The 21,100-nt window shown below is 68.6% G+C and carries 17 protein-coding genes; 7 read left to right on the plus strand and 10 right to left on the minus strand.

The window, feature by feature from the left end:
* Nucleotides 1–989 (plus strand): transketolase-like TK C-terminal-containing protein (locus AS031_RS08065; RefSeq protein ID WP_407681148.1); only part of this gene is annotated, 989 nt, incomplete at its 5' end.
* Between the two features lie 176 nt (nt 990–1,165).
* Entirely contained in the window at nt 1,166–1,786 is a 621-nt protein-coding gene (gene nboR / locus AS031_RS08070; protein WP_058267640.1) for a nicotine blue oxidoreductase, read from the plus strand.
* 54 nt (nt 1,787–1,840) lie between these two features.
* On the opposite strand, the gene AS031_RS08075 is transcribed toward nboR, so the two are convergent.
* From AS031_RS08075 to AS031_RS08110, 8 genes are all read right to left on the minus strand, one after another.
* Nucleotides 1,841–3,394, minus strand: a complete 1,554-nt coding sequence (locus AS031_RS08075) for an HNH endonuclease signature motif containing protein (RefSeq protein WP_058267641.1) — start codon at nt 3,392–3,394, stop codon at nt 1,841–1,843.
* A gap of 57 nt (nt 3,395–3,451) precedes the next feature.
* Complete coding sequence (locus AS031_RS08080) at nt 3,452–4,105, minus strand: uracil-DNA glycosylase (RefSeq protein ID WP_058267642.1); 654 nt, start codon at nt 4,103–4,105, stop codon at nt 3,452–3,454.
* Between the two features lie 19 nt (nt 4,106–4,124).
* On the minus strand, nt 4,125–5,105 hold the full coding sequence (locus AS031_RS08085) for an aldo/keto reductase (protein WP_058267643.1): 981 nt from the start codon (nt 5,103–5,105) through the stop codon (nt 4,125–4,127).
* A gap of 53 nt (nt 5,106–5,158) precedes the next feature.
* Nucleotides 5,159–7,993: a molybdopterin-dependent oxidoreductase gene (locus AS031_RS08090; protein WP_058267644.1), complete on the minus strand. Its 2,835-nt coding sequence runs from the start codon at nt 7,991–7,993 to the stop codon at nt 5,159–5,161.
* A gap of 2 nt (nt 7,994–7,995) precedes the next feature.
* The gene (locus AS031_RS08095; protein ID WP_058267645.1) at nt 7,996–8,925 is read right to left on the minus strand and encodes an FAD binding domain-containing protein; all 930 of its coding nucleotides are present in this window, start codon (nt 8,923–8,925) and stop codon (nt 7,996–7,998) included.
* Nucleotides 8,916–10,157 carry an XdhC family protein gene (locus AS031_RS08100; protein WP_058267646.1) on the minus strand — a complete coding sequence of 414 codons (1,242 nt, stop codon included), beginning with the start codon at nt 10,155–10,157 and terminating at the stop codon, nt 8,916–8,918. Before AS031_RS08100 ends, AS031_RS08095 begins: the two co-directional genes overlap by 10 nt.
* Before the next feature lie 131 nt (nt 10,158–10,288).
* A complete protein-coding gene (locus AS031_RS08105) occupies nt 10,289–11,854 on the minus strand; it encodes an NCS2 family permease (RefSeq protein WP_176716533.1) in 1,566 nt (521 codons plus the stop codon).
* A 15-nt stretch (nt 11,855–11,869) separates the two neighbouring features.
* Entirely contained in the window at nt 11,870–12,364 is a 495-nt protein-coding gene (locus AS031_RS08110; protein ID WP_058267648.1) for a nucleoside deaminase, read from the minus strand.
* Nucleotides 12,365–12,769: 405 nt separating this feature from the next.
* Between AS031_RS08110 and AS031_RS08115 the strand changes: the two genes are divergently transcribed.
* Together AS031_RS08115 and ligD are read left to right on the plus strand one after the other, a co-directional pair.
* Complete coding sequence (locus AS031_RS08115; RefSeq protein WP_058267649.1) at nt 12,770–14,152, plus strand: 8-oxoguanine deaminase; 1,383 nt, start codon at nt 12,770–12,772, stop codon at nt 14,150–14,152.
* A 31-nt stretch (nt 14,153–14,183) separates the two neighbouring features.
* Nucleotides 14,184–15,431, plus strand: coding sequence for a non-homologous end-joining DNA ligase (gene ligD, locus AS031_RS08120; protein ID WP_058267650.1), 1,248 nt, complete (start codon nt 14,184–14,186; stop codon nt 15,429–15,431).
* A 27-nt stretch (nt 15,432–15,458) separates the two neighbouring features.
* Here the strand turns inward: ligD and AS031_RS08125 are convergent, their stop codons facing one another.
* The gene (locus tag AS031_RS08125; protein ID WP_058267651.1) at nt 15,459–15,641 is read right to left on the minus strand and encodes a hypothetical protein; all 183 of its coding nucleotides are present in this window, start codon (nt 15,639–15,641) and stop codon (nt 15,459–15,461) included.
* Nucleotides 15,642–16,028: 387 nt separating this feature from the next.
* Here AS031_RS08125 and pucL point away from each other — a divergent pair, with 387 nt between their 5' ends.
* On the plus strand, nt 16,029–16,937 hold the full coding sequence (gene pucL / locus AS031_RS08130) for a factor-independent urate hydroxylase (protein ID WP_058267652.1): 909 nt from the start codon (nt 16,029–16,031) through the stop codon (nt 16,935–16,937).
* Between the two features lie 130 nt (nt 16,938–17,067).
* Complete coding sequence (locus tag AS031_RS08135; RefSeq protein WP_058267653.1) at nt 17,068–18,573, plus strand: nucleobase:cation symporter-2 family protein; 1,506 nt, start codon at nt 17,068–17,070, stop codon at nt 18,571–18,573.
* Nucleotides 18,574–18,649: 76 nt separating this feature from the next.
* On the opposite strand, the gene AS031_RS08140 is transcribed toward AS031_RS08135, so the two are convergent.
* The gene (locus tag AS031_RS08140; protein WP_058267654.1) at nt 18,650–19,405 is read right to left on the minus strand and encodes an IclR family transcriptional regulator; all 756 of its coding nucleotides are present in this window, start codon (nt 19,403–19,405) and stop codon (nt 18,650–18,652) included.
* Nucleotides 19,406–19,648: 243 nt separating this feature from the next.
* Between AS031_RS08140 and AS031_RS08145 the strand changes: the two genes are divergently transcribed.
* Nucleotides 19,649–21,091 carry an NAD-dependent malic enzyme gene (locus tag AS031_RS08145; protein WP_058267655.1) on the plus strand — a complete coding sequence of 481 codons (1,443 nt, stop codon included), beginning with the start codon at nt 19,649–19,651 and terminating at the stop codon, nt 21,089–21,091.
* The last annotated feature ends 9 nt before the right edge of the window (nt 21,092–21,100 follow it).

Below are 21,100 nucleotides of genomic sequence, written 5' to 3' on the forward strand. Positions count from 1 at the left end.
AAGCCGGCGCCGTGGCAGCGTTCACCGCCGCCGGAACCGCCTACGCCACCCACGGCGTGCCCCTGGTCCCGGTCTACGTGTTCTACTCCATGTTCGGCTTCCAGCGCACCGGCGACGCCTTCTGGGCCGCAGCGGACCAGATGACCCGCGGCTTCATCATCGGCGCCACCGCAGGACGGACCACCCTCACCGGCGAAGGCCTCCAGCACGCCGACGGCCACTCCCCCCTCCTGGCCTCCACCAACCCGGCAGTGGTCACCTACGACCCCGCCTACGGCTACGAAATGGGCCACATCATCCGCGACGGCCTCGAACGCATGTACGGCCCAGGGTCCGAAGGACACAACGCAGACCGGAACCTCATGTACTACCTCACCGTCTACAACGAGCCCATCGTGCAGCCGGCCGAACCCGAGGAACTGGACGTGCAGGGAGTGGTGGGAGGCATTTACCGGGTGTCGGCGTCGGAAGCTGCAGGACCCAAGGCGCAGATCCTGGCCTCCGGCGTGTCCGTGCCCTGGGCCCTCGAAGCCCAGCGCATCCTGGCCGAGGACTGGTCCGTCTCCGCCGACGTCTGGTCCGTCACCTCCTGGAACGAACTGCGCCGCGACGGCCTGGCCGCCGAGGAAGAAGCCTTCCTCAACCCCGACCAGCCCGCACGCGTCCCGTTCGTCACCCAACAGCTCGAAGGCGCCACCGGCCCCGTCGTCGCCGTCAGCGACTACATGAAGGCCGTCCCCGACCAGATCCGGCAATTCATCCCCAACGAATACGCCACCCTCGGCGCCGACGGCTTCGGCTTCTCCGACACCCGCGCAGCAGCCCGCCGCTACTTCAAGAACGACACCCACTCCATCGTGGTGAAGGCGCTGCAGATGCTGGCGGCGCGGGGCGAAGTCGAGGAGGGCGCACCGCAGTACGCCATGGACCGCTACAAGCTCCTGGACGTCAACGCGGGCACGACGGGTGGAGCCGGCGGTGACGCCTGACCCGATAATCACCGCACGACGGGATGCCTCATGGGTGGACGCCTGACGGGTGGATCCCGACGGGTGATCACCGCAGGAACGGGCACCTGACGGACAGGTCGGCGGCCGGGGCAGTTTCCGGGAGGAAGCTGTCCCGGCCGCCGTCGTCTGGCTAGGGTGCAGGTATGGAGGGACGAATGCAGGAGCGGCAGACCACCGGGATTGTCCTGGCCGCCGGCTCGGGGACGCGCCTGGGCCGGGGTCCCAAAGCCCTGCTCCCCTTCCGCGGGCGTCCGCTGGTGGAGGCTGTGGCCGGGAGCCTGCTCGACGGAGGTTGCCGGGAGGTGGTGGTGGTCCTCGGTTCCGGGGCTGCAGATGTTGCCGCAGCAGCAGAACTGGGACGTTTCCGGACTGCGGTCAACCCCGACTGGCAGTCGGGGATGGGAAGTTCATTCCTGCTGGGCCTGGCGGCAGCTGATCCGGCGGACCACGTGATGGTTGCGTTGACGGACCAGCCCGGGCTGACTCCGGAAACCGTGCGTCGGCTGCTGGCCGTCCACCATTCCGGCCGCATCACCGCCGCTGCGTACCGCGCTCAGGGTGACCCCGCCGGCGAAGGGCAAGCCTGGCTGCGCCGCGGCCACCCGCTGCTCATCGACGCAGACCTGAGGGCAGCGGTTGCTGCAACAGTGGCCGGTGATGCCGGGGCGAGGGGTTTCCTCCGCGCCCACCCGGACGCGGTGGATGAGGTCGACTGCAGCGACCAGTCCACCGGCGAGGACATTGACACCCCGGACCAGCTCCACCTGCTCCGCTAGGCCCGTCCCCGTCTCCGCCAGGCCCGTCCCGCGTCACCGCTGGGCCCGGGCTGGTCAGGTGCGGGTGTGGAGGTATTGACTGAGGGCGTCTTCCCAGGGGGATCCGCGGTGGCGGGTGATGTCGATGGCGCCGGTCGCTGCCGGTGACGACCAAGGGGCGTGCGAGCGGCGTGGCGGTGGCCGGTGGGGTGGTTCCCAGTCCTGGTGTTCGCTTTGGTAGTGGCGGCCGGTGGGTGAGGTCCAGCCCGGTGGTGTGGTTTTGGTGGCGGGGGTGGGTTTCCAGGCTGTGGTGTGGCGGAGCCTGTGGTGTTTCGGGCAGGGCTGGCCGAGGTTGCTGATCCCGGTGGTGCCGCCGTTGGCCCAGGCGAGGAGGTGGTCGGCGTCGTTGTCCAGGGAGTGGTTGCTGCAGCCGGGGAACGGGCATTTGCCGTCGCGCAGCCGCAGCCAGGCCCGCATGGCCTTGGTGAGCCGGTAGCTGGTCCGGCCGATTTCCAGCGGCGCCCCGTCCCGGGGATCCACCAGCACCCGGTAGAACGAGTCTGCACCTTCGGCGACCAGGTTCCGCGCCATCGACGGCGGGATGGGACCGTACCCGTCCAGGACCGCCGGCTCGTCGGTCAGGCCCATGAGTGAGAACACCGGGACGGTCACCAGGACCTGCGCCCGGACCGGCGCGCCCGCCCCGCCCGTACCGGTACCGGTGATGGCACGGGTGCCGCCGCTCTCAGGGCTGGTGCGGTCAAGGCTGGTGCGGTCAGGGCGGGTGTGGGTGGGGCCGGGTGCGGCATAGGTGGCGAGCAGGGCCGTGGTGTAGGTGTCGGCACGGAGCTGGGCGAGGGTGCGCCGCTCGTGCGGGGCCTGGAGGGCGCGGGCTTCGGAGGTGAGGCGGTCCCAGACCGCCGAGGCCCGGTCGGCCGGCAGGTATGCGGTGAGCCAGGCCATCCCGTCCCGGTCCGGGCGGTACTCCACCCGCCGCTCCGCCACCCCCTTGGCGTGCCGTGCCTCGATGCTCCCGGCATGGTGGCGTTCCCGCCAGGTCCGGGCCTTGACCCGGAACCGATGCGCCGGCAACTCCCCCACCCGGCATCCCCGCGCCGCGTCCGCGGCCTCCGGGTCCAGCATCCCGGGCAGGAAATGGGCTTCCAGCGCGGCCGTGCCCGCAGCGTCCAGGCCGGCTACCTCGTCGGCCATCACCAGGGCGTGCTGCCAGGACAGCGCCCCGGCCTGCAGCCCCGCCAACGTCCGGGGCAACGTCGAAACTAGGGCGTGCGCGGTGGCCAGGAACGATGACGCTGCCCGAGGCCCCAACGCCAGGACACAGCCGATCTCCGCCGCGGCCGACATCTCCTGCACCTGCGCCATCACCCCCGGCCCCGCCACCACCGCGGCACTCTCCGAATACGCCACCGCGGCCTTCGCCTTCAACCCCGCAACCCTCGCCTCAACCGCCCGGGCACCAGCCAGGACGTCCAAACACCCGCCCGCCAGAGCAGCCAACGGATCAGCCGCAGAGAACGGCTCGCAACCGGCGCCATCCACCTCCGCGTCCAGCACGGCAAGGGCAGCCCGGATCTCCTCAAACGCCCTCACCACCGCCGCTGTCCCCATAACCCCACTATGGCAAAGGGGTCCGACAATCAAACGGGCACGGCCAGGGGCAACAGCTCAGGCCCGCAACCCGTCCTCCAGCAATTGCTCCAGCCCGCGTTTGAAGCCGGCCCGGCCACCGTGGGCCGGGTGCCGGATTTTCCGGGCGTCCACACCGCTGCGGAGCATGCTCTGGTGGGCCACGTTGCCTACCGCCACGACGGATTGGACACCAAACAGCTCGGCCAGGGCCTGCCAGAACGGGGTGCCCAGGACCGCCTCGGAGGGCCGGGGTGTGCGGTTGGACATCGGCTGGCCTGGCTGGTGGGGATGCCAGGGAAAGGCACTCCACAGCACCGGCAGGATGTCCAGCTCAGCCAGGACCTGCCACATCACCGTTGCCGTGGGTTCCGCCGCCACTCCGGCCGCCTCAGGTGGAAGGACGTAGCCATGGCCTGCGCCGAAGAGTCCGAAGTGGTTGGCCGGTCCCTCGAACATGCCCTTGTTGGTGAACGGTACGCCGGTGATGCGCATGCCGCGGTAGCCTGGCGCCTCGCCCACCAGCAGCACGGTTGGCGATCGTTCCAGCATCTGGGTCAGGTACCAGCGGAGGTTGTCGCGGCGGAGCGCATTTTCCGGGACGGTGTGGTCGTAGAAATTGGTGACGGCAGGTCCCGCGGGCACGGCGGCGAGGCCTTCGATGAAGGCGTCAACACTCCGGGCATCCCGCACGGAACCGTCCAGGGTTCCGCTACCAGCGCGGGTGGACGGCCTCGCGGAAGTAGTGGTCGTAGATCCAGCGGACGCCTTCATCGAACTCGCTGCTGACCTCCACGGAGGAGGCACCGGCGTTCGCGGTGGCCTGGTCCACGTTGCGGGCCCCCGGGATCACGGTGGTGACGCCGTCCTGCGCTGCGATCCAGGCGATCGCCGCCTGGGCCGTGGTGGTGCCGGCGGGAACCAGCTGTTCGAATTCGGCCACAGCCTTCAGCCCCAGCTCGTAGTCCACCCCGGAGAAGGTTTCGCCGACGTCGAACGCCTCGCCCTTTCGGTTGTAGTTCCGGTGGTCGTTGTCGGCAAAGGTGGTTTCCTTGGAGTACTTGCCGGAGAGCAGCCCGGACGCCAGGGGAACACGGGCGATGATGCCCACACCGGCTGCCTTGGCGGCCGGCAGCACCTCGTCCAGCGGCTTGAGGCGGAAGGCGTTGAGGATGATCTGGACCGATGCCGTACCGGGGCGCCGGATGGCTTCCAAAGCCTCGTCGGTGCGCTCCACGCTGACGCCGTAGTTCCTGATGGCGCCCTCGGAGACCAGGGTGTCCAGGGCGTCATAGACCTCGTTGTTGCTGTACACGGGGGTGGGCGGGCAGTGCAGCTGGACCAGGTCCAAGGTGTCGGTTCCCAGGTTCTTCCGCGACCGGTCCACCCACTGGCGGAAGTTTGCCAGGGTGTAGTTTTCCGGGACCTGGTCCATCCGGCGGCCCATCTTGGTGGCCACGGTGATGTCCAGGCCCCGGTTGTCAGCGAGGAACTTACCGATGGCCTGCTCGCTCTTGCCGTCACCGTAGACGTCCGCGGTGTCGAAGAAGGTCACGCCGGCTTCCACCGAGGCGGCGAGGATGGCCTGGGCCTGGTCCGGGTCCACGTTGCCCCAGTCCGCGCCGAGCTGCCAGGTGCCCAGCCCCACGATGGAGACGTTACGTCCGGTCCTGCCTAAAATCCGTTGTTCCATCCCCCGACTATAGGGGGCGCTGCTTCCGGGGCCGGAATTTTACGGCTGGAGGCTCACCGCGCCGAGGGCTCCAGCGTGGGGACCAGGCCTGCCTCCTTAAGTCCCAGGTAGATCCGGTCCCGGGCAATGGGCAGGGACGCAAACCGCACCCCGGTGGCATCCCGGATGGCGTTGGCCAGCGCCGGCGCCACGGGATTGAACGGGCTTTCACTCATGGACTTGGCACCCAGCGGCCCGACGGTGTCGTTGGTGTCCGCGAAGTACACCTCGCTGCGGGGCACGTCGGCGAACGTCGGAATGTGGTACTGCCGGAGGATGTCCGTGGTGACCTTTCCGCCGCGATCCACCACCACTTCCTCGTACAGCGCGGCACCGATGGCCTGCGCGATGCCGCCCTCGATCTGGCCGCGGCACTGGCGCGGGTTGACCACCACGCCGGCGTCGGCTGCCTGAACGCTCTGGAGGATCTTCAACTCGCCCGTGCAGCGGTTCACCGCCACCCGGAAGCCGTGCACGTTGAACGCGACCGAGCGCGGGGTACCGCCCCAGCGGCCTTCAGCAGCGAGTTCGACGCCGGCATCCGCAGCTGCGCGGGCAAGGTCGGCAAGTGCCACGGGCGTTCCGTCCACCACCACGGAGCCGGCGTCCAGGACGCAGGCTGCTGCCTGGGTCTGCCGGGTGCCGGCAGCGAAGGCCCTGATCCTGACGGCGAGCTCCTCGGCCGCGGCGAGCGTGGCCTTGCCGGCCACCACCGTTCCGGCGGAGCCAAAGGCGCCGGTGTCGTGTTCAATCAGGTCAGTGTCCGACTGCCGGACTGCCACCGCTGACGCGGTGGTGGACAGTGCCGTGGCGGCGAGCTGGGCGTGGACGGTGGTGGTGCCGTTGCCGAACTCGGCCGTTCCGACGTCGGCCTGGTACGTCCCGTCCGGCAGGAGCCTGACGCGGGTGTGGGCGAAGTGGCCGCGCGGAGGGACGGTGTCGATCATGGACAGCGCAGAGCCTTCACCCACCAGCCAGTCCGGCCCCAGGTCGTCGAGGCCCGCCTCCCGGTACCGGGCCTCGCCGCGGTCCAGGGCATCGCGGACAAGATCCAGGCACTGGTCCAGCCCATAACTGCCGTAGTGGACGTCCTCCTCAGGTTCCGGCTGGGTGGACAGCATGTCGTCGCCCTCGCGGACCATGTTCTTCCGCCGGAACTCCAGCGGGTCCATCCCAATTCCGGCGGCGAGCTCGTCCATGGCGGACTCGATGGCGAAGATCATCTGGCTGAGCCCGTAGCCGCGGAACGCGCCGGCCGGCACGGTGTTGGTGTACATGGCGTGCGCATCCACTTTCTTGTTGGCGCACTTGTAGACCGCCAGGGATTCCCCGCAGCCGTGGAACATCACGCCGGGGCCGTGGTTGCCGTAGGCCCCCGTGTTGGTGAGGACGTCCAGTTCCAGGGCGGTGAGCGCCCCCTCCTTGGACGCACCCGCCTTGAGCCTGATGGTAAACGGGTGCCGGGTGGTGGTGGCTGTGAACTGTTCCGTCCGCGTCAGTTCCAGCTGGACCGGCCGCCGCAGTTTCAGCGCCGCGAGCGCCACGAGGTCCTCGGTGAGCACCTCCTGCTTGCCGCCGAACCCGCCGCCGACGCGCCCGGCCACCACATGGACCGTGTCCTCCTCCAGGCCGAAGACCCGGCACAGGGTGCGCCGCACCAGGAACGGGACCTGGCTGGAGGTCCGGACCTGCAGCCGCCCGTCGGGGTCGACGGAGGCGATGGCGGCATGGGTTTCCAGCGCCACGTGCTGCACCCGCTGGGTCTGGTAGGTCTGCTCATGGATGACATCGGCGGCGGCGAAACCGTCGGCCACGCTTCCCAGCTCGGAATGCAGTTCGGCCACCACGTTTCCGTCCGGCCGGGCAATGCGGGAGGCGGTGCCGTCCTTGTCCCCGTGGACCAGCGGAGCCCCCGGCAGCAGGGCATCCTGCGGGGTGAAGACAGCCGGCAGTTCCTCGTACTCCACCGTGAGCGCCCGGACGCCGGCCTCGGCCGCGGCCACGGATTCGCCCACGACGGCGGCCACGCGCTGCCCGATGAACCGCACCACGTCGTCGAGCACCCGGGTGTCGTCGGGGTCGTCGGTGAACAGCTCGTGCTGGGCCGTCGAGAACAGCTGCCGCGGCGCGTCCCGGTGGGTCAGGACAGCCACCACCCCGGGAACGACGAGGGCGGCATCGGTGTTGATGGACAGGACCCGGGCGTGGGCATGCGGGGAGCGCAGGATCTTCAAGTGCAGGAGCTCCTGCTGCTGGTCCGCCGGCAGGTCAAGGGTGTAGCGGGCCGTTCCGGTGACCACCGCCCGGCTGGCGGGGGCGGGGACGTCGTCGCCGAGCCGCCCGGGCTCGGGTTCGGGCTGGCCGGCCCCGGCGATGCCGGAGCCGGGCCCCTCGGGGTCGGGGTGTCCGGGGTGTCCGCAGACGGCGTCGGCGATGGCCCGGTACCCGGTGCAGCGGCAGAGGTTGCCTTTGAGGTTCCGGGGCAGGTTCTCCTTTTGTTCGTCGTCGAAGGTTGCCGCGGTCATCACCATGCCCGCGGTGCAGAAGCCGCACTGGAAGCCCTGCCGTTCCATGAACTGCTGCTGGACGGGATGGAGCTCCCCTTCCGGCGCCCCGGCGGCAGCGGCCAGCCCTTCGATGGTGGTGACGGAGTGGCCTTCGGCCCGCACCGCGGGGTAGATGCAGCTGTGCACGGGGGTGCCGTCCACGTGGACCGTGCAGGCTCCGCAGTCGCCGCCGTCGCAGCCTTTCTTGACGCCGGTGGTGCCCTGCTCCCGCACAAACGTCCGCAGGCACTGGCCGGGGCGCGGTTCGGCGCCGGCAGGTGTGCCGTTAATGTCGATGGCCATGCTCAGGCCCCTTTCGGAAGTGCTGTGGAACCGGGAGCGGAGCCGCTCCGGGGCGGCCAGAAGTCGCCGGACACCGGGATGCCGGGGGCACCATCGGGCGCTGCGAGTTCGGCTCGGATTTCTTCGGCCAGCCGGTAGGTCATGTCCCGGCGCCAGGCCGGCAGGCCGTGGATGTCGTCGTGGTAGAGGTCGGCGGGGATGGCCCCGGTGAGGGCCGCGGCCAGGGTGTCCGCGTCAGGCAGGGCGTCGAACCGGAGCTGCACGGGCCGTTTGGTGGCGGCGGTGACGGTCAGGACCAGGGCGGTGCCGCCGTCGAGCCGGCCAATGAGCAGTACTCCGGAGCGGCCGAGGTTGCTCAGCGACAGCCGGCGGAAGGCCACCCGCGAGGCAAGGGCCGACGCCGGCAGGTGGACGCTGCGGAGCAGCTCGCCGGGTGCCAGGCAGTTCTTCGCGTCGCCGGTGACGAAGTCCGCCACCGGCACCGTTTTGCTGGTGGCGCCGGGGCCGAGGATGGTGGCCACCCCGTCCAGCCCGGCGCAGAGGGAGATGACCGGCCCGGCCGGGAGCGAGGTGCAGAGGTTGCCGCCCACCGTGGACATGTTCCAGACCTTGAAGGAGGCAACGAAGGAATCGCAGCATGCGCGGACCAGGTCCAGCGCGGGCCAGGCACGGCCGGACACCTCCGGCGAATCGGGCAGGGCATACAACTCGGCGATGGTGCAGGTGGCGGCCAGATCGATGCCGTCGTCAGTGACGGTGACGGGCGCCCAGCCGGCGTTGCCGAGGTCGAGCAGGCGCCGCAAAGGCTGCGGGCCGAAGGCGTAGCTGCCGTAGGAGAACAGGACCGTTCCGCCGGCCAGCCAGGCGTCGCCGTCCTGCCATTGGCCGGGGTCCGTGGTGGGGACCACGGCCTCGATGGTGTTCATGTCCATGCGATCTCCTGTGCGTCAGAGGGTGCGGGTGCCGGGGACGTGCCGTAGCGGGGCACGCCGTGGTCCGGCGCCGGGTGGTCGTGGATGGGGCCCGGGCGGTCCCGGAGCGGTGTTCCGGTGGCGGTGCGGGTGCGGGCCGCGATAAGCTCGGCCGTGATGGAGACGGCAACCTCGGCGGGGGTGACGGCACCCAGGTCCAGGCCGATGGGCGAGTGCAGGGCGGCGATGCGTTCCGGCCGGACCCCGGCGGCCAGGAGCCCGTCCACGCGCTGCAGGTGGCTCCGCCGCGAGCCCATAGCTCCCACGTAGGCGAGGTCCACGGCGAGCGCCGCTTCCAGCAGCGGAAGGTCGAACTTGGGGTCGTGGGTCAGGACGGCGGCGACGGTGCGGCTGTCCAGCCTGCCCGCGGCGGCTTCGGCTGCCAGGTAGCGGTGCGGCCAGTCAGTGACGACAGCGTCCGCGGCGCCAAAGCGCGGCTGGTTGGCGAAGGCCGGCCGGGCGTCCACCAGGGTGACGTGGTAGCCGAGCAGTTTCGCGGCGGGCACCAGGGCGGCGCCGAAGTCGTTGGCGCCGAACACAAGCATCCGCGGCGGGGCGAGCCGGGATTCCACCAGGACAGCGCCTGCGGCGGCGCCGTCCGCAGTATGGGCGGCATCCTGGTCCGCCGGACAGCCGCCCGGCAGGCCGACGCCGATGACGCCCGCGCCGCCGGAACGGACCAGGGACGCGACCCGGCGGAGCCCTTCGCCGTCCACGCCGTCAATGCCCAGCGACCGGGCGCCGGCGGTGGCGGGATCGGCCAGCACGACGGCGGCACTCCCCCGGTCATCCAGCCGACGGACCAGCGCCACCGGCTGGTCCGGGGCGCAGTCCGCGAGCAGGTGCAGTGCCCGTCGCAGCGGAGCGGCGTCATCGGCGGGAACAGGTTCGATGTGGACGGTGAGCGTGCCGCCGCAGGTGAGTCCGGCGGCGAAGGCGTCGGCGGAACTGAAGCCGAACGTCTCCCGGCGGGTGCCGGCGTCGTCCATGGCGTCCTGCGCGAGCGCCACCACGGCGCCCTCCACGCAGCCACCGGACAGGCTGCCCAGCACCTGGCCTGTCGCCGTGACGATCATGGACGTGCCCACGGGCCGGGGCACTGAACCGGCGGCGGCCACGATGGTGGCGACGGCGAACGGCCGGCCGGCGAGCGCAGGCAACCAGGCGCCCAGCGAAGGGATCAGATCAAGCATTGCGGTGTTCCTCCTGCCGCGCGGTGGTGTCCATTGTCGTTCCTATCCGGTGGTTGGGAAAGCATTCCGGCGGGGACATCCGCATCGTCGGTGCGGGATGCGGATGTCCCGCCGGACCGGGGCTGACGGTGTCAGCCGCCGAGCAGGGCGTTGATGGGTCCGCGGGCGAAGTACACCAGGAACCCGGCGCTGACCACCCACATGAGCGGATGAATCTTCCTCGCCTTGCCGGAGGCTGCCCCGATGATGGCCCAGGACACGAAGCCCACGCCGATGCCGTTGGCGATCGAGTAGCTCAGCGGCATGGTGACGATGGTGAGGAATGCCGGCAGGGCCACGGTGAACTTGGTGAACTTGATCTCGCGGACCTGCGCCATCATCATGGCGCCCACCACCACCAGGGCCGCAGCGGCCACCTCGAGCGGCACCACGCTGGTGAGCGGCGTGAGGAACATCGAACCCAGGAACAGCACGCCGGTGACCACGGAGGCCAGTCCGGTGCGGGCGCCTTCGCCGATGCCGGCCGCGGAGTCGATGTAGACGGTGTTGGACGAGCCGGAGGTTGCCCCGCCGGCCACGGCGCCGAAGCCTTCGACGATGAAGGCCGACTTGAGCCGCGGGAACGTGCCGTCCTTATGCGCGACGCCGGCGCTCTTGGCCAGGCCGGTCATGGTACCCATGGCGTCGAAGAAGTTCGTGAAGACGAGGGTGAACACCAGCATGGTGGCCGCGAGTCCGCCGATCCGGGCGAATGAGCCGAAGAGGTCGAACTGGCCCACCAGGCCCAGGTCCGGCGCCGATACCAGCTGGCCGGAGAGGACGGGGGTGTTCAGGTGCCAGCCGCCGGGGTTGGTGGCGCTGGCGGGGCCGATCTTCATGACGGCTTCGACGACGGCGGCCAGCACGGTGGTGCCGACGATGCCGATGAGGAGCCCGCCCTGGACCTTGCGCGCCACCAGGATGCCCATGGCCAGGAGTCCCACGACGAAGACGAGCGTGGGCACCGAGGTGATGGAGCCGCCGTCGCCCAGTTGTACAGGCGGGCCGCCCGCGGTGGGCCGGACGAAGCCGGAGTCCACGAAGCCGATGAAGGCGATGAACAGGCCGATGCCGACGGTGATGGCGGCTTTCAGTTCCTTGGGGACGGCCCGGAAGATGGCGGTCCGGGCGCCGGTGACGCCGAACAGCACGATCAGGATGCCGTTGATGACCACCAGGCCCATGGCCTCGGCCCAGGTGACCTCCTGGATCACCGAGACTGCCAGGAAGGAATTGATGCCCAACCCGGCGGCCAGGCCGAACGGCAGGTTGGCGATCAGGCCGAAGAGGATGGTCATGACGCCGGCGGTCAGGCCGGTGACGGCACCCACCTGGGCGGCGGAGAGCCAGCCTCCGGCGACGTCGGTGGGGGCGTTGTCGGCGCTGAACCCGCCCAGGATGAGGGGGTTCAGGATGACGATGTACGCCATGGTGAAGAAGGTGACCAGGCCGCCGCGGAATTCCCGGGCGATGGTGGAGCCCCGCCGGCTGATGTGGAAGAACCGGTCAAGGATATTGTTCGGCGCCGGCGAGGTGCTTCCTTGCCGTGCCCGCCCGGCTGCCGTCTGCGTGTCGCGTGCCCCTGCGGGCTCTGCACTGGTGTTCCCGTTCGGGAACAGTGCAGCCTGCTTTTCAGAGGAGTTGTCCAGGATTGTCATCTCAGCCACCGGGCCTTAGTAGTCGATCCTGGTGTCCAGCGTGTTCCAGGTGTTGAACGGCTCCAGCGGTTCCGGTGCCTGGGGATCGCCCAGCTCCAGCTTGGAGACCGGCATCAGGGCGTCCCTGTCCTGGTTGTCGAAGTATTCGTAGAACACGGCGTCGTCAAAGCCCACGGAGGCGGCGTCATGCCGGTCGGCGGCAAAGACAACGCGGCTGACGCGTGCCCACAACGCGGAGGCCAGGCACATGGGGCAGGGCTCGCAGCTGGTGTAGAGGACGGCGCCGCTAAGGTCGAAGGTGCCCAGTTCGCGGCAGGCGGTGCGGATGGCGGTGACTTCGGCGTGGGCCGTGGGATCGTTGTCCGCGGTAACGCGGTTGACGCCGTCGAACGTCTTGCCGTCCGCGGTGACGATCATGGCGCCGAAGGGGCCGCCGCTGTTCAGGACGTTGGCCGTTGCCAGCCGGATGGATCGGGCCAGGTATTGCTCGGCCGTGACGGTGGTACTCATGATGCGACTTCCTTAGTGCCGGGAAGCCTGCTGCCGCGCGGAGGATCAGTGGAACCAGGTGCGAACGGTTACCAGGCTTCAGCATGTGCTGTGAAGGTGTAGTTGCGCCTGGTAGATAGCTTCCCGGGTTCGGGTGCCCGCCTTTGGCAGAATCGAGATTAGCACCGGATTGTGGTCCACGCCATAGCTTTCTGGAAATTTAATTTCGCGATGTGAAATCCTTGTTTCAAGCACTTCACAGTCTCCCGGTCACAAACGCAGGCGTTGACGGCGTCGGATGCCGTTCCCTACGCTGGGTCCACCCGTACTGCCTGCCTCGAGCAGCCTGGCCGCGGGCACCTGGATCAGCAGACAGGGCCTCACTGAGCTGGAATATCTGACAGCCCGCTCACCAAAGGACACCCCATGATCCTCCCCTCCCCCGCTTCCGCCACCCCCGCCGCGCCCCGGCTCTGGATCAGGAATCCCCGGGCAGCCTTCACGGCCAATGGCTTGGACGCCTCAGGCGGCCTGGTAGTCAGCAACGGCGTGATTACCGAGGTCCTGGCCGCCGGACAGCAGCCTGCCACGCCCTGCGCTGAAGTTTTCGACGCCGGCCGGCACGTGCTGCTGCCCGGCCTGGTCAATACGCACCACCACTTCTACCAGACCCTCACCCGGGCGTGGGGTCCGGTGGCCAACGCCCCGCTCTTCCCCTGGCTGCAGAACCTCTATCCCATGTGGGCGAGGCTCACCCCCAAGGATCTTGAGCTGGCCACCACGGTTGCCCTGGCCGAGCTGCTGCTGTCCGGCTGCACCACCGCTGCCGACCACCACTACCTTTTCCCGGCCGGGCTCGAGGACGCCATCGACATCGAGGTGGACGCGGTGCGCAGGCTGGGCATGCGCGCCACGCTCACCCGCGGCTCCATGACCCTGGGAACAGACGACGGCGGCCTGCCGCCACAGTCCACGGTGCAGGATCCGGAGGTGGTGCTGCAGGACAGCGAGCGCCTGGTGCGCCAATACCACGAGCGCGGTGACGATGCGGTGATCCAAATAGCCCTGGCGCCCTGTTCCCCGTTCTCGGTGACCAAGGAGATCATGGCCGAAAGTGCGGCACTGGCCGAACGGCTGGACGTCAGGCTCCACACCCACTTGGCCGAAACCCTGGACGAGGAGGACTTCTGCCGGGAGAGGTTCGGACTGCGGACCGTTGACTACCTGGACAGCGTGGGCTGGTTGACGGACCGCACCTGGCTGGGACACGGCATCCACTTCAGCAATGACGAGATCACCCGCCTCGGAAAGGCGGGCACCGCCGTCGCGCACTGCCCCACCTCCAATATGCGGCTGGCCTCGGGCACGGCGCGCGTCCTGGAACTGGAGGACGCGGGAGTCCCCGTCGGGCTGGGAGTGGACGGCTCGGCGTCGAACGATACCTCCAACATGATCCTCGAGGCACGGCAGGCCCTGTACCTGCAGCGGCTGCGGTACGGCGCGGACGTCCCGGTGGAACGGGCACTGGCCTGGGCCACCCGCGGCTCGGCGGCGGTCCTGGGGCGCGCGGGGCTGGGGCAGCTCGCTCCGGGGACGCAGGCGGACCTGGCCCTGTTCACGCTGGACGACCTGCGCTTCTCCGGCAGCCACGATCCCGTGGCTGCGCTGCTGCTCTGTGCCGCGGACCGGGCCGACCGGGTGATGGTGGGCGGCCGGTGGCGCGTGGTGGACGGCCAGATCCCGGGACTGGACATCGCCGGTCTTATTGCGGACCATTCCGCCGCTGCAAAGAGGCTGGTCAACGGCTGACAGGCAGCACACCCACTGCTAGCGTGGCCGCATGACTCCGTCAAAGACCCCGGCCGAGGTCCTGGACATCGATGGCTTCGAGATCCGGATCTCGAGCCCGGACAGAGTGGTTTTCCCGGACCCCGGGCTGACCAAGCTGGACCTGGTGCGCTACTACCTGGCCGTGGCGGACGGGGCCCTGCGGGGCGCCGGCGGCCGGCCCATGGTGCTCAAGCGCTTCCCGAAAGGCATCGACGCCGAGCCGTTCTTCCAGAAGCGCGTGCCGGAGAACCATCCGGACTTCATCGACACCACCACGCTGCACTACGCCTCGGGGACGTCGGCGGAGGAAGCCGTCATCCGCAATGCGGCGGGCCTGGCCTGGGTGGTCAATCTCGGCTGCCTGGACCTGAATCCGCATCCGGTGCGGGCCGAGGACCTCGAGCACCCGGACGAACTGCGGGTGGACCTGGACCCCATGCCGGGCGTGGACTGGTCGCAGATCGTGGACGTCGCCTATGTGGCGCAGGAAGTGCTCGACGACGTCGGGCTCGTCGGGTGGCCGAAGACCAGCGGGTCGCGCGGACTGCACGTCCTGGTGCGGATTGCCCCGCAGTGGTCCTATAAAGACGTCCGCCTTGCGGCCGAGACGCTGGCGCGCGAGGTGGAAAACCGGGCCCCGGGCCTGGCCACCGCCCGATGGTGGAAGGAGGAACGCGGCGAAAGCGTGTTCGTGGACTTCAACCAGAACGCCAAGGACCGCACCGTGGCGTCGGCCTATTCAGTGCGCGCCCTGCCCGACGCCAGGGTGTCTGCGCCGCTGGCCTGGGAGGAAGTCCGCACGGCCAGGCCGGAGGCATTTACTGTCCCCACCATGCTGGAGCGGTTTGCGGAGATTGGAGACCCGCATCAGGGCATTGATGGTGCGCCGGGTTCGCTGGACGGGCTGCTGGCCCTGGCCAAGGAGCTGGGTCCGGCTGAGAAGGCGCCACGGGCCGGAAACGGATCCGGCCGGCGGCAGTCCACCATGCCGCTGATCGAGGTGGCCCGCACCAAAACCAAGCCGGAGGCACTCGCGGCGCTGGAGGAATGGAAAAGCTGGCACTCCGCCGTCGTGCCCTCCCTGGCCCCGGCCGATGTCCTGGTGGACGGGATGCGCGGGTCCAGTTCGCTCTGGTACCGGGTGCGGGTGAACCTGCAGCACGTCCCCGAAGCGGAACGTCCCACCCAGGAGGAACTGCTGGCCGATTACGACCCGTGGGCCGGCAAACAGTGGCCCGGGCGGCCGGAAAGCCAGTGAGCGCCGGACCCCCTCAACGCTCCGCGTTCAGCGGCGGCTGAAACCCGGGAGGGCATGGATCCAGCGCGACAGGCGGCCGGGGGCGGCACTGCGGTCTTCCGGAACATAGAAGTCAGGGTCCGTGCCACCGCCGAGGGGGAGGTAGAACTCCTGGGCTGAAGGCGCGGCAGCCGGCTGCGGTGCGACGGGCGTCATGTCCTGCTGGTACATCTGATCCTCCTCTTTCACGGTCTGTCGGGGTTCCGCGCGACTCAACACTTGGGTTTCGTATAGCGGAAACTATTTATTGCTATGTGAAAAGCCTAGAAGGAGTTCAGCTCCCCGTCAACGCCCCGCGCTGCCGGCGGGCCAGCCGGACGGTCACAAACGGAATTTTGATTCTGTGATGTACACCACCGCCCGGGAGAGGTACGCTGTTAGGCAACTCGTGGCGCAGGTCACGTAACCTGGGAGCAGCAGGCAGGGTCGTAATGAGCTGGCATCAATGGATGCCGGCTCTTTTTTGTTGGGTCGGCTCCACCGGAAATGCGCTGGAAACGCGCACTTAATTTCAGTGATGGAACCTTGGTTCCACTTACCGGAGATTGGGAAAAGACCATGAGCAGCAAGATCATTCTCGGCGAAAACCAGTACGGCAAGGCCGAAGTCCGCGTCGTCAAGATCACCAGGGACACCAACCGCCACGAGATCGAAGACCTGAACGTCACCTCGCAGCTGCGCGGCGACTTCACCGCGGCCCACCTTGAGGGCGACAACGCCCACGTGGTGGCCACGGACACCCAGAAGAACACCATCTACGCCTTCGCCCGCGACGGCATCGGTTCACCCGAGGCATTCCTCCTGCGCCTGGGCGAGCACTTCACCTCCAGCTTCGACTGGGTCACCGGCGGCCGCTGGGAAGCCGAGTCCTACGCCTGGAACCGCATCCAGGCCCACGGCAGCGAGCACGACCACTCGTTCGTCCGCAACGGCCAGGAAGTGCGCACCGCCGTCCTGGTCCGGGACGGCGCCGACACCCACCTCATCTCGGGACTGAAGGACCTGACCGTCCTGAAGTCCACCCAGTCGGGCTTCGTGGGCTACCCCCGCGACCGCTACACCACCCTTCCGGAAACCACTGACCGGATCCTCGCCACGGACGTTTCGGCCCGCTGGCGCTTCAAGCCCGGCACCGATTTCAGCGCCCTGGACTTCAACAAGAGCTACGACGACGTCAAGGGCCTCCTGCTGGAAGGCTTCACCGAAAAGTACTCGCACGCCCTGCAGCAGACCCTGTTCGACATGGGCACCAAGGTCCTGGAGGCGCACAGCGAGATCGACGAGATCAAGTTCTCCATGCCCAACAAGCACCACTTCCTGGTGGACCTGTCCCCGTTCGGGCTGGACAACCCCAACGAGGTCTTCTTCGCCGCCGACCGCCCCTACGGCCTGATCGAGGCCACCGTCCAGCGCGACGACGCCACCGCGGCGCCCGCAGCCTGGTCCGGCATCGCCGGCTTCTGCTGACCCCTGAACCGGTGGTTGGGTCCGCGGCTCTCGCGGGCCCGCCCACCGGCCCCGCATCTTCAACCACACCTGTTAGCCAGACACCAGTTAGCCAGACGATGACGTCTGCCATGAACCCAGAAAGTCTGCCATGAACACCAAGAAGAAACCGGCCGCCGCGGCAGCCGGAGCCGGCACGCAGGCCGGCCGCCCCGAGGACCAGCGCCTGTCGCTGGGAAGCACGTTCGCCTACGGCTTCCAGCACGTCCTCACCATGTACGGCGGCATCATCGCCCCACCCCTGATCATCGGCGCCGCGGCCGGCATGTCCTCGCAGGACATCGGCCTGCTGATCGCCGCCTGCCTCTTCGTCGGCGGCCTCGCCACCATCCTGCAGACCGTCGGCATCCCCTTCTTCGGGTCGCAGCTTCCGCTGGTGCAGGGCGTGTCCTTCGCCGGAGTCTCCACCATGGTGGCGATCGTCCACGGCGGCGGCGGCATCCAGGCCGTTTTCGGCTCGGTCATCGCAGCCTCTCTCATCGGCCTGCTGATCACCCCGCTGTTTTCCAAGATCATCCGGTTCTTCCCGCCGGTGGTCACCGGCACCGTGATCACCACCATCGGCCTGACCCTGATGCCGGTGGCCGCCAACTGGGCCATGGGCGGCAACAACAAGGCGGACAACTACGGCAGCATGGCCAACATCGGCCTCGCAGCCGCCACCATGGCCATCGTCCTGCTCCTGAGCAAGGTGGGCAGCGCCGCCATCTCGCGGCTCTCGATCCTGCTGGCCATGGTGCTGGGCACCGGCATCGCCTTCGCGTTCGGCATGGCCGACTTTTCCAAGGTGGGCCAGGGCGAGATCGTCGCCTTCCCCACGCCGTTCGCTTTCGGCCCGCCCACGTTCGAGATCGCGGCCATTATCTCCATGCTGATCGTCATCCTGGTCACCCTGACGGAAACCTCGGCGGACATCATCGCCGTGGGCGAGATCGTCGGCACCAAGGTGGATTCCAAGCGGATCGGCAACGGCCTGCGTGCGGACATGCTCTCGAGCGCCATCTCCCCGCTGTTCAACTCCTTCACCCAGAGCGCCTTCGCCCAGAACGTCGGCCTGGTGGCCATCACCGGCGTCAAGAGCCGCTTCGTGGTCAGTGCCGGCGGCCTGATCCTGGTGATCCTCGGCCTGCTGCCCGTCCTGGGCCGGGTGGTCGCAGCGGTGCCCACCCCCGTCCTCGGCGGCGCCGGCGTCGTGCTCTTCGGAACCGTGGCCGCCAGCGGCATCCGGACCCTCTCCAAGGTGGAGTACAGGAACAACATGAACCTGATCGTCGTGGCCGCCTCCATCGGCTTCGGCATGATCCCGATCGCCGCCCCCGCCTTCTACGACCACTTCCCGTCCTGGTTCGGGACCATCTTCCACTCAGGCATCAGCTCCGCAGCCGTGATGGCCATCCTGCTGAACCTGCTGTTCAACCACCTCAAGGCCGGCAACTCGGACAACCAGTCCGTGTTCGTCGCCGGCACCGAACGGGTGGTCCAGGAGCAGGACATCAAGTGCCTGATGGACGGTGACCGGTTCGAGAACGGCAAGCTTATCGACTGCGACGGCAAGGAAGTCCGGATCGAATCGGCCGAAAAGGCTTCGGAGCATTGATCCGGACATAGCAAACGACGGCGGCCCGCACCTTCCAGCGAAGGTGCGGGCCGCCGCCGTCGGCAGTTCTGCAGTATCAGGTGCGGTTCAGCTCCCGCGAGATGGCTTCGGCCGCTTCGCGGAGGACCGGCACGGCCTTGTCCGCGAAGTGTTCGTCCACACGGGACACCGGGCCGGACACGGAGATCGCCGTGGGCGTGGGGGCATTGGGCACGGCCATGGAGAAGCAGCGCACGCCGATCTCCTGCTCTTCTTCGTCGATGGCGTAGCCGCGTTCGCGGATCAGCTTGAGGTCCGCCAGGAGATCGTCGATGTCGCCGATGCTCTTGACGGTGGGGGTGGGCATGCCCGCGCGGGCCACAATGCCGCGGACGGTATCGTCGTCGAGCTGGGCCAGGATGGCCTTGCCGACGCCGGTGGCGTGGGTGTGGGCGCGGCGGCCCACCTCCGTGAACATGCGCATTGAGTGCAGCGAGGGGACCTGGGCCACGTAGATCACCATGTCCGAGTCCAGTACGGCCATGTTGGACGTCTCGCCCAGCTGGTCCACCAGGGCCTTGAGCTGGGGGCGGGCCACGGCACCGAGCTGCTTGTTGGCGCCTTCGCCCAGCCGGATCAGCCGCGGGCCCAGGGCGTAGCGCCGGTTGGGCAGCTGCCTGATGTAGCCGAGCGCCACCAGGGTCCGCAGGAGGCGGTGGATCGTGGGCAGCGGCAGGTCGGTGGACGAGGACAGCTCGCTGAGCGTGACGTCACCACCGGCATCAGTGATGAGCTCCAGCAGCTCGAAGACGCGCTCTACCGACTGCACGCCGCCCGAGGCTTTTTCTGCCATTCCGTTGTCTCCTGTGGCTCGGAATCCGACAACTCTTATCCGCATCGTGAAAAGAGTTGCTTAGAACACCCAACATACAGCACACCGGCACCTGCGGCGATGACACGTCACGCGCCGGCAGCAGTCGCAATCGGAGGGGTTGTATTTCCATCTTGCAGATAATAATATCCATAATACGAAAACATTCGTAAAAGAACGCGTACCGGACCCGGCCCGTTTCACGGCCCCACAGGAGGACATTCAATGGCGAACCCCAGCCCCGGCAATTCGATCACCCTGCGCGTGGAAGCACCGTCCAGCTTCAGCGCCACCAGCGAACTCGCTGCAGCAGTGGGAGCGGCAGGCGCCGCCATCACGGCACTGGACGTCACCGAGTCCCACCACGAGACCCTCGTGGTGGACGTCACCTGCAACACCACCGACGACGCCCACGCCGGCCGCGTCAAGGACGCCCTCAACGCACTCGAGGGCGTCACTGTCCAGCACGTCTCGGACCGCACCTTCCTGATGCACCTCGGCGGCAAGCTCGAGGTGGTCCCCAAGGTTCCGCTGCGCAACCGCGACGACCTGTCCCGGGCCTACACCCCCGGCGTCGCCCGGGTCTGCCTGGCCATCGCCGAAGATCCCGCCGCCGCCCGCAACCTGACCGTCAAGCGCAACACCGTCGCCGTCGTCACCGACGGATCCGCCGTGCTGGGCCTGGGCAACATCGGCCCCGCCGCCGCCCTCCCGGTCATGGAAGGCAAGGCCGCCCTCTTCAAGCAGTTCGCCAACGTTGACGCATGGCCCGTCTGCCTGGACACGCAGGACACCGAGGAGATCATCCGCACCGTCAAGCTCCTGGCACCCGTCTTCGGCGGCGTGAACCTGGAGGACATCGCCGCGCCCCGCTGCTTCGAGATCGAAGCCCGCCTGCGCGAGGAACTGGACATTCCCGTCTTCCACGACGACCAGCACGGCACCGCCATCGTCACCCTCGCCGCCCTGGTCAACGCCCTGCGCGTGGTGGGCAAGGACATCGCGGACGTGAAGATCGTGGTCTCCGGCGTCGGCGCTGCCGGTTCCGCCATCATCCAGCTGCTCAAGGCACAGGGCGCACGGCACATCGTGGCCGCCGGCCGTTCGGGCGCCATCCACAACGGTGAGTCCTACAACGATCCCCACCGCACCTGGATCGCCGAGAACACGAACCAGGAAGGCTTCTCCGGCAGCCTGCACGACGCCCTGGTGGGCGCGGACGTCTTCATCGGTGTCTCCGCCCCGAACATCCTCGGCGAAGAGCACGTCGCCTCCATGGCCAAGGACGCCATCGTGTTCGCCATGGCCAACCCCACCCCCGAGGTGGATCCGGCCATCGCGTCCCGGCACGCCGCCGTCGTGGCCACCGGCCGCAGCGACTTCCCCAACCAGATCAACAACGTCCTGGCCTTCCCCGGCCTGTTCCGCGGACTCCTGGATGTGGGCGCCAGCGACATCACCCCGGAAATGCTGGTGGCCGCTGCCGAAGCAATTGCCAAGCGCGTGAATGATAATGAGCTCAATGCGAGCTACATCATCCCGAGCATTTTCGACCCGCACGTGACCGCCGACGTCGCGGCGGCCGTGGCGGCAGCCGCCCACGCCTCCAACGTTGCCACGGCGGCCGATCCTGCCAAGGACCCGGAACCCGCACTGGCTTCCGTCTGACCGCCCGAC

Origin of the sequence: Pseudarthrobacter enclensis (assembly GCF_001457025.1) — a bacterium.
Classification (GTDB): domain Bacteria; phylum Actinomycetota; class Actinomycetes; order Actinomycetales; family Micrococcaceae; genus Arthrobacter; species Arthrobacter enclensis.

Excerpts from the sequence above, each read along its gene's own strand:
- nboR (WP_058267640.1), top strand. The coding sequence starts at position 1,166 with ATGCAGGAGCGGCAGACCACCGGGATTGTCCTGGCCGCCGGCTCGGGG.
- AS031_RS08075 (WP_058267641.1), bottom strand. The coding sequence starts at position 3,394 with ATGGGGACAGCGGCGGTGGTGAGGGCGTTTGAGGAGATCCGGGCTGCC.
- AS031_RS08085 (WP_058267643.1), bottom strand. The coding sequence starts at position 5,105 with ATGGAACAACGGATTTTAGGCAGGACCGGACGTAACGTCTCCATCGTG.
- AS031_RS08090 (WP_058267644.1), bottom strand. The coding sequence starts at position 7,993 with ATGGCCATCGACATTAACGGCACACCTGCCGGCGCCGAACCGCGCCCC.
- AS031_RS08095 (WP_058267645.1), bottom strand. The coding sequence starts at position 8,925 with ATGGACATGAACACCATCGAGGCCGTGGTCCCCACCACGGACCCCGGC.
- AS031_RS08100 (WP_058267646.1), bottom strand. The coding sequence starts at position 10,157 with ATGCTTGATCTGATCCCTTCGCTGGGCGCCTGGTTGCCTGCGCTCGCC.
- AS031_RS08105 (WP_176716533.1), bottom strand. The coding sequence starts at position 11,854 with ATGACAATCCTGGACAACTCCTCTGAAAAGCAGGCTGCACTGTTCCCG.
- AS031_RS08110 (WP_058267648.1), bottom strand. The coding sequence starts at position 12,364 with ATGAGTACCACCGTCACGGCCGAGCAATACCTGGCCCGATCCATCCGG.
- AS031_RS08115 (WP_058267649.1), top strand. The coding sequence starts at position 12,770 with ATGATCCTCCCCTCCCCCGCTTCCGCCACCCCCGCCGCGCCCCGGCTC.
- ligD (WP_058267650.1), top strand. The coding sequence starts at position 14,184 with ATGACTCCGTCAAAGACCCCGGCCGAGGTCCTGGACATCGATGGCTTC.
- AS031_RS08125 (WP_058267651.1), bottom strand. The coding sequence starts at position 15,641 with ATGTACCAGCAGGACATGACGCCCGTCGCACCGCAGCCGGCTGCCGCG.
- pucL (WP_058267652.1), top strand. The coding sequence starts at position 16,029 with ATGAGCAGCAAGATCATTCTCGGCGAAAACCAGTACGGCAAGGCCGAA.
- AS031_RS08135 (WP_058267653.1), top strand. The coding sequence starts at position 17,068 with ATGAACACCAAGAAGAAACCGGCCGCCGCGGCAGCCGGAGCCGGCACG.
- AS031_RS08140 (WP_058267654.1), bottom strand. The coding sequence starts at position 19,405 with ATGGCAGAAAAAGCCTCGGGCGGCGTGCAGTCGGTAGAGCGCGTCTTC.
- AS031_RS08145 (WP_058267655.1), top strand. The coding sequence starts at position 19,649 with ATGGCGAACCCCAGCCCCGGCAATTCGATCACCCTGCGCGTGGAAGCA.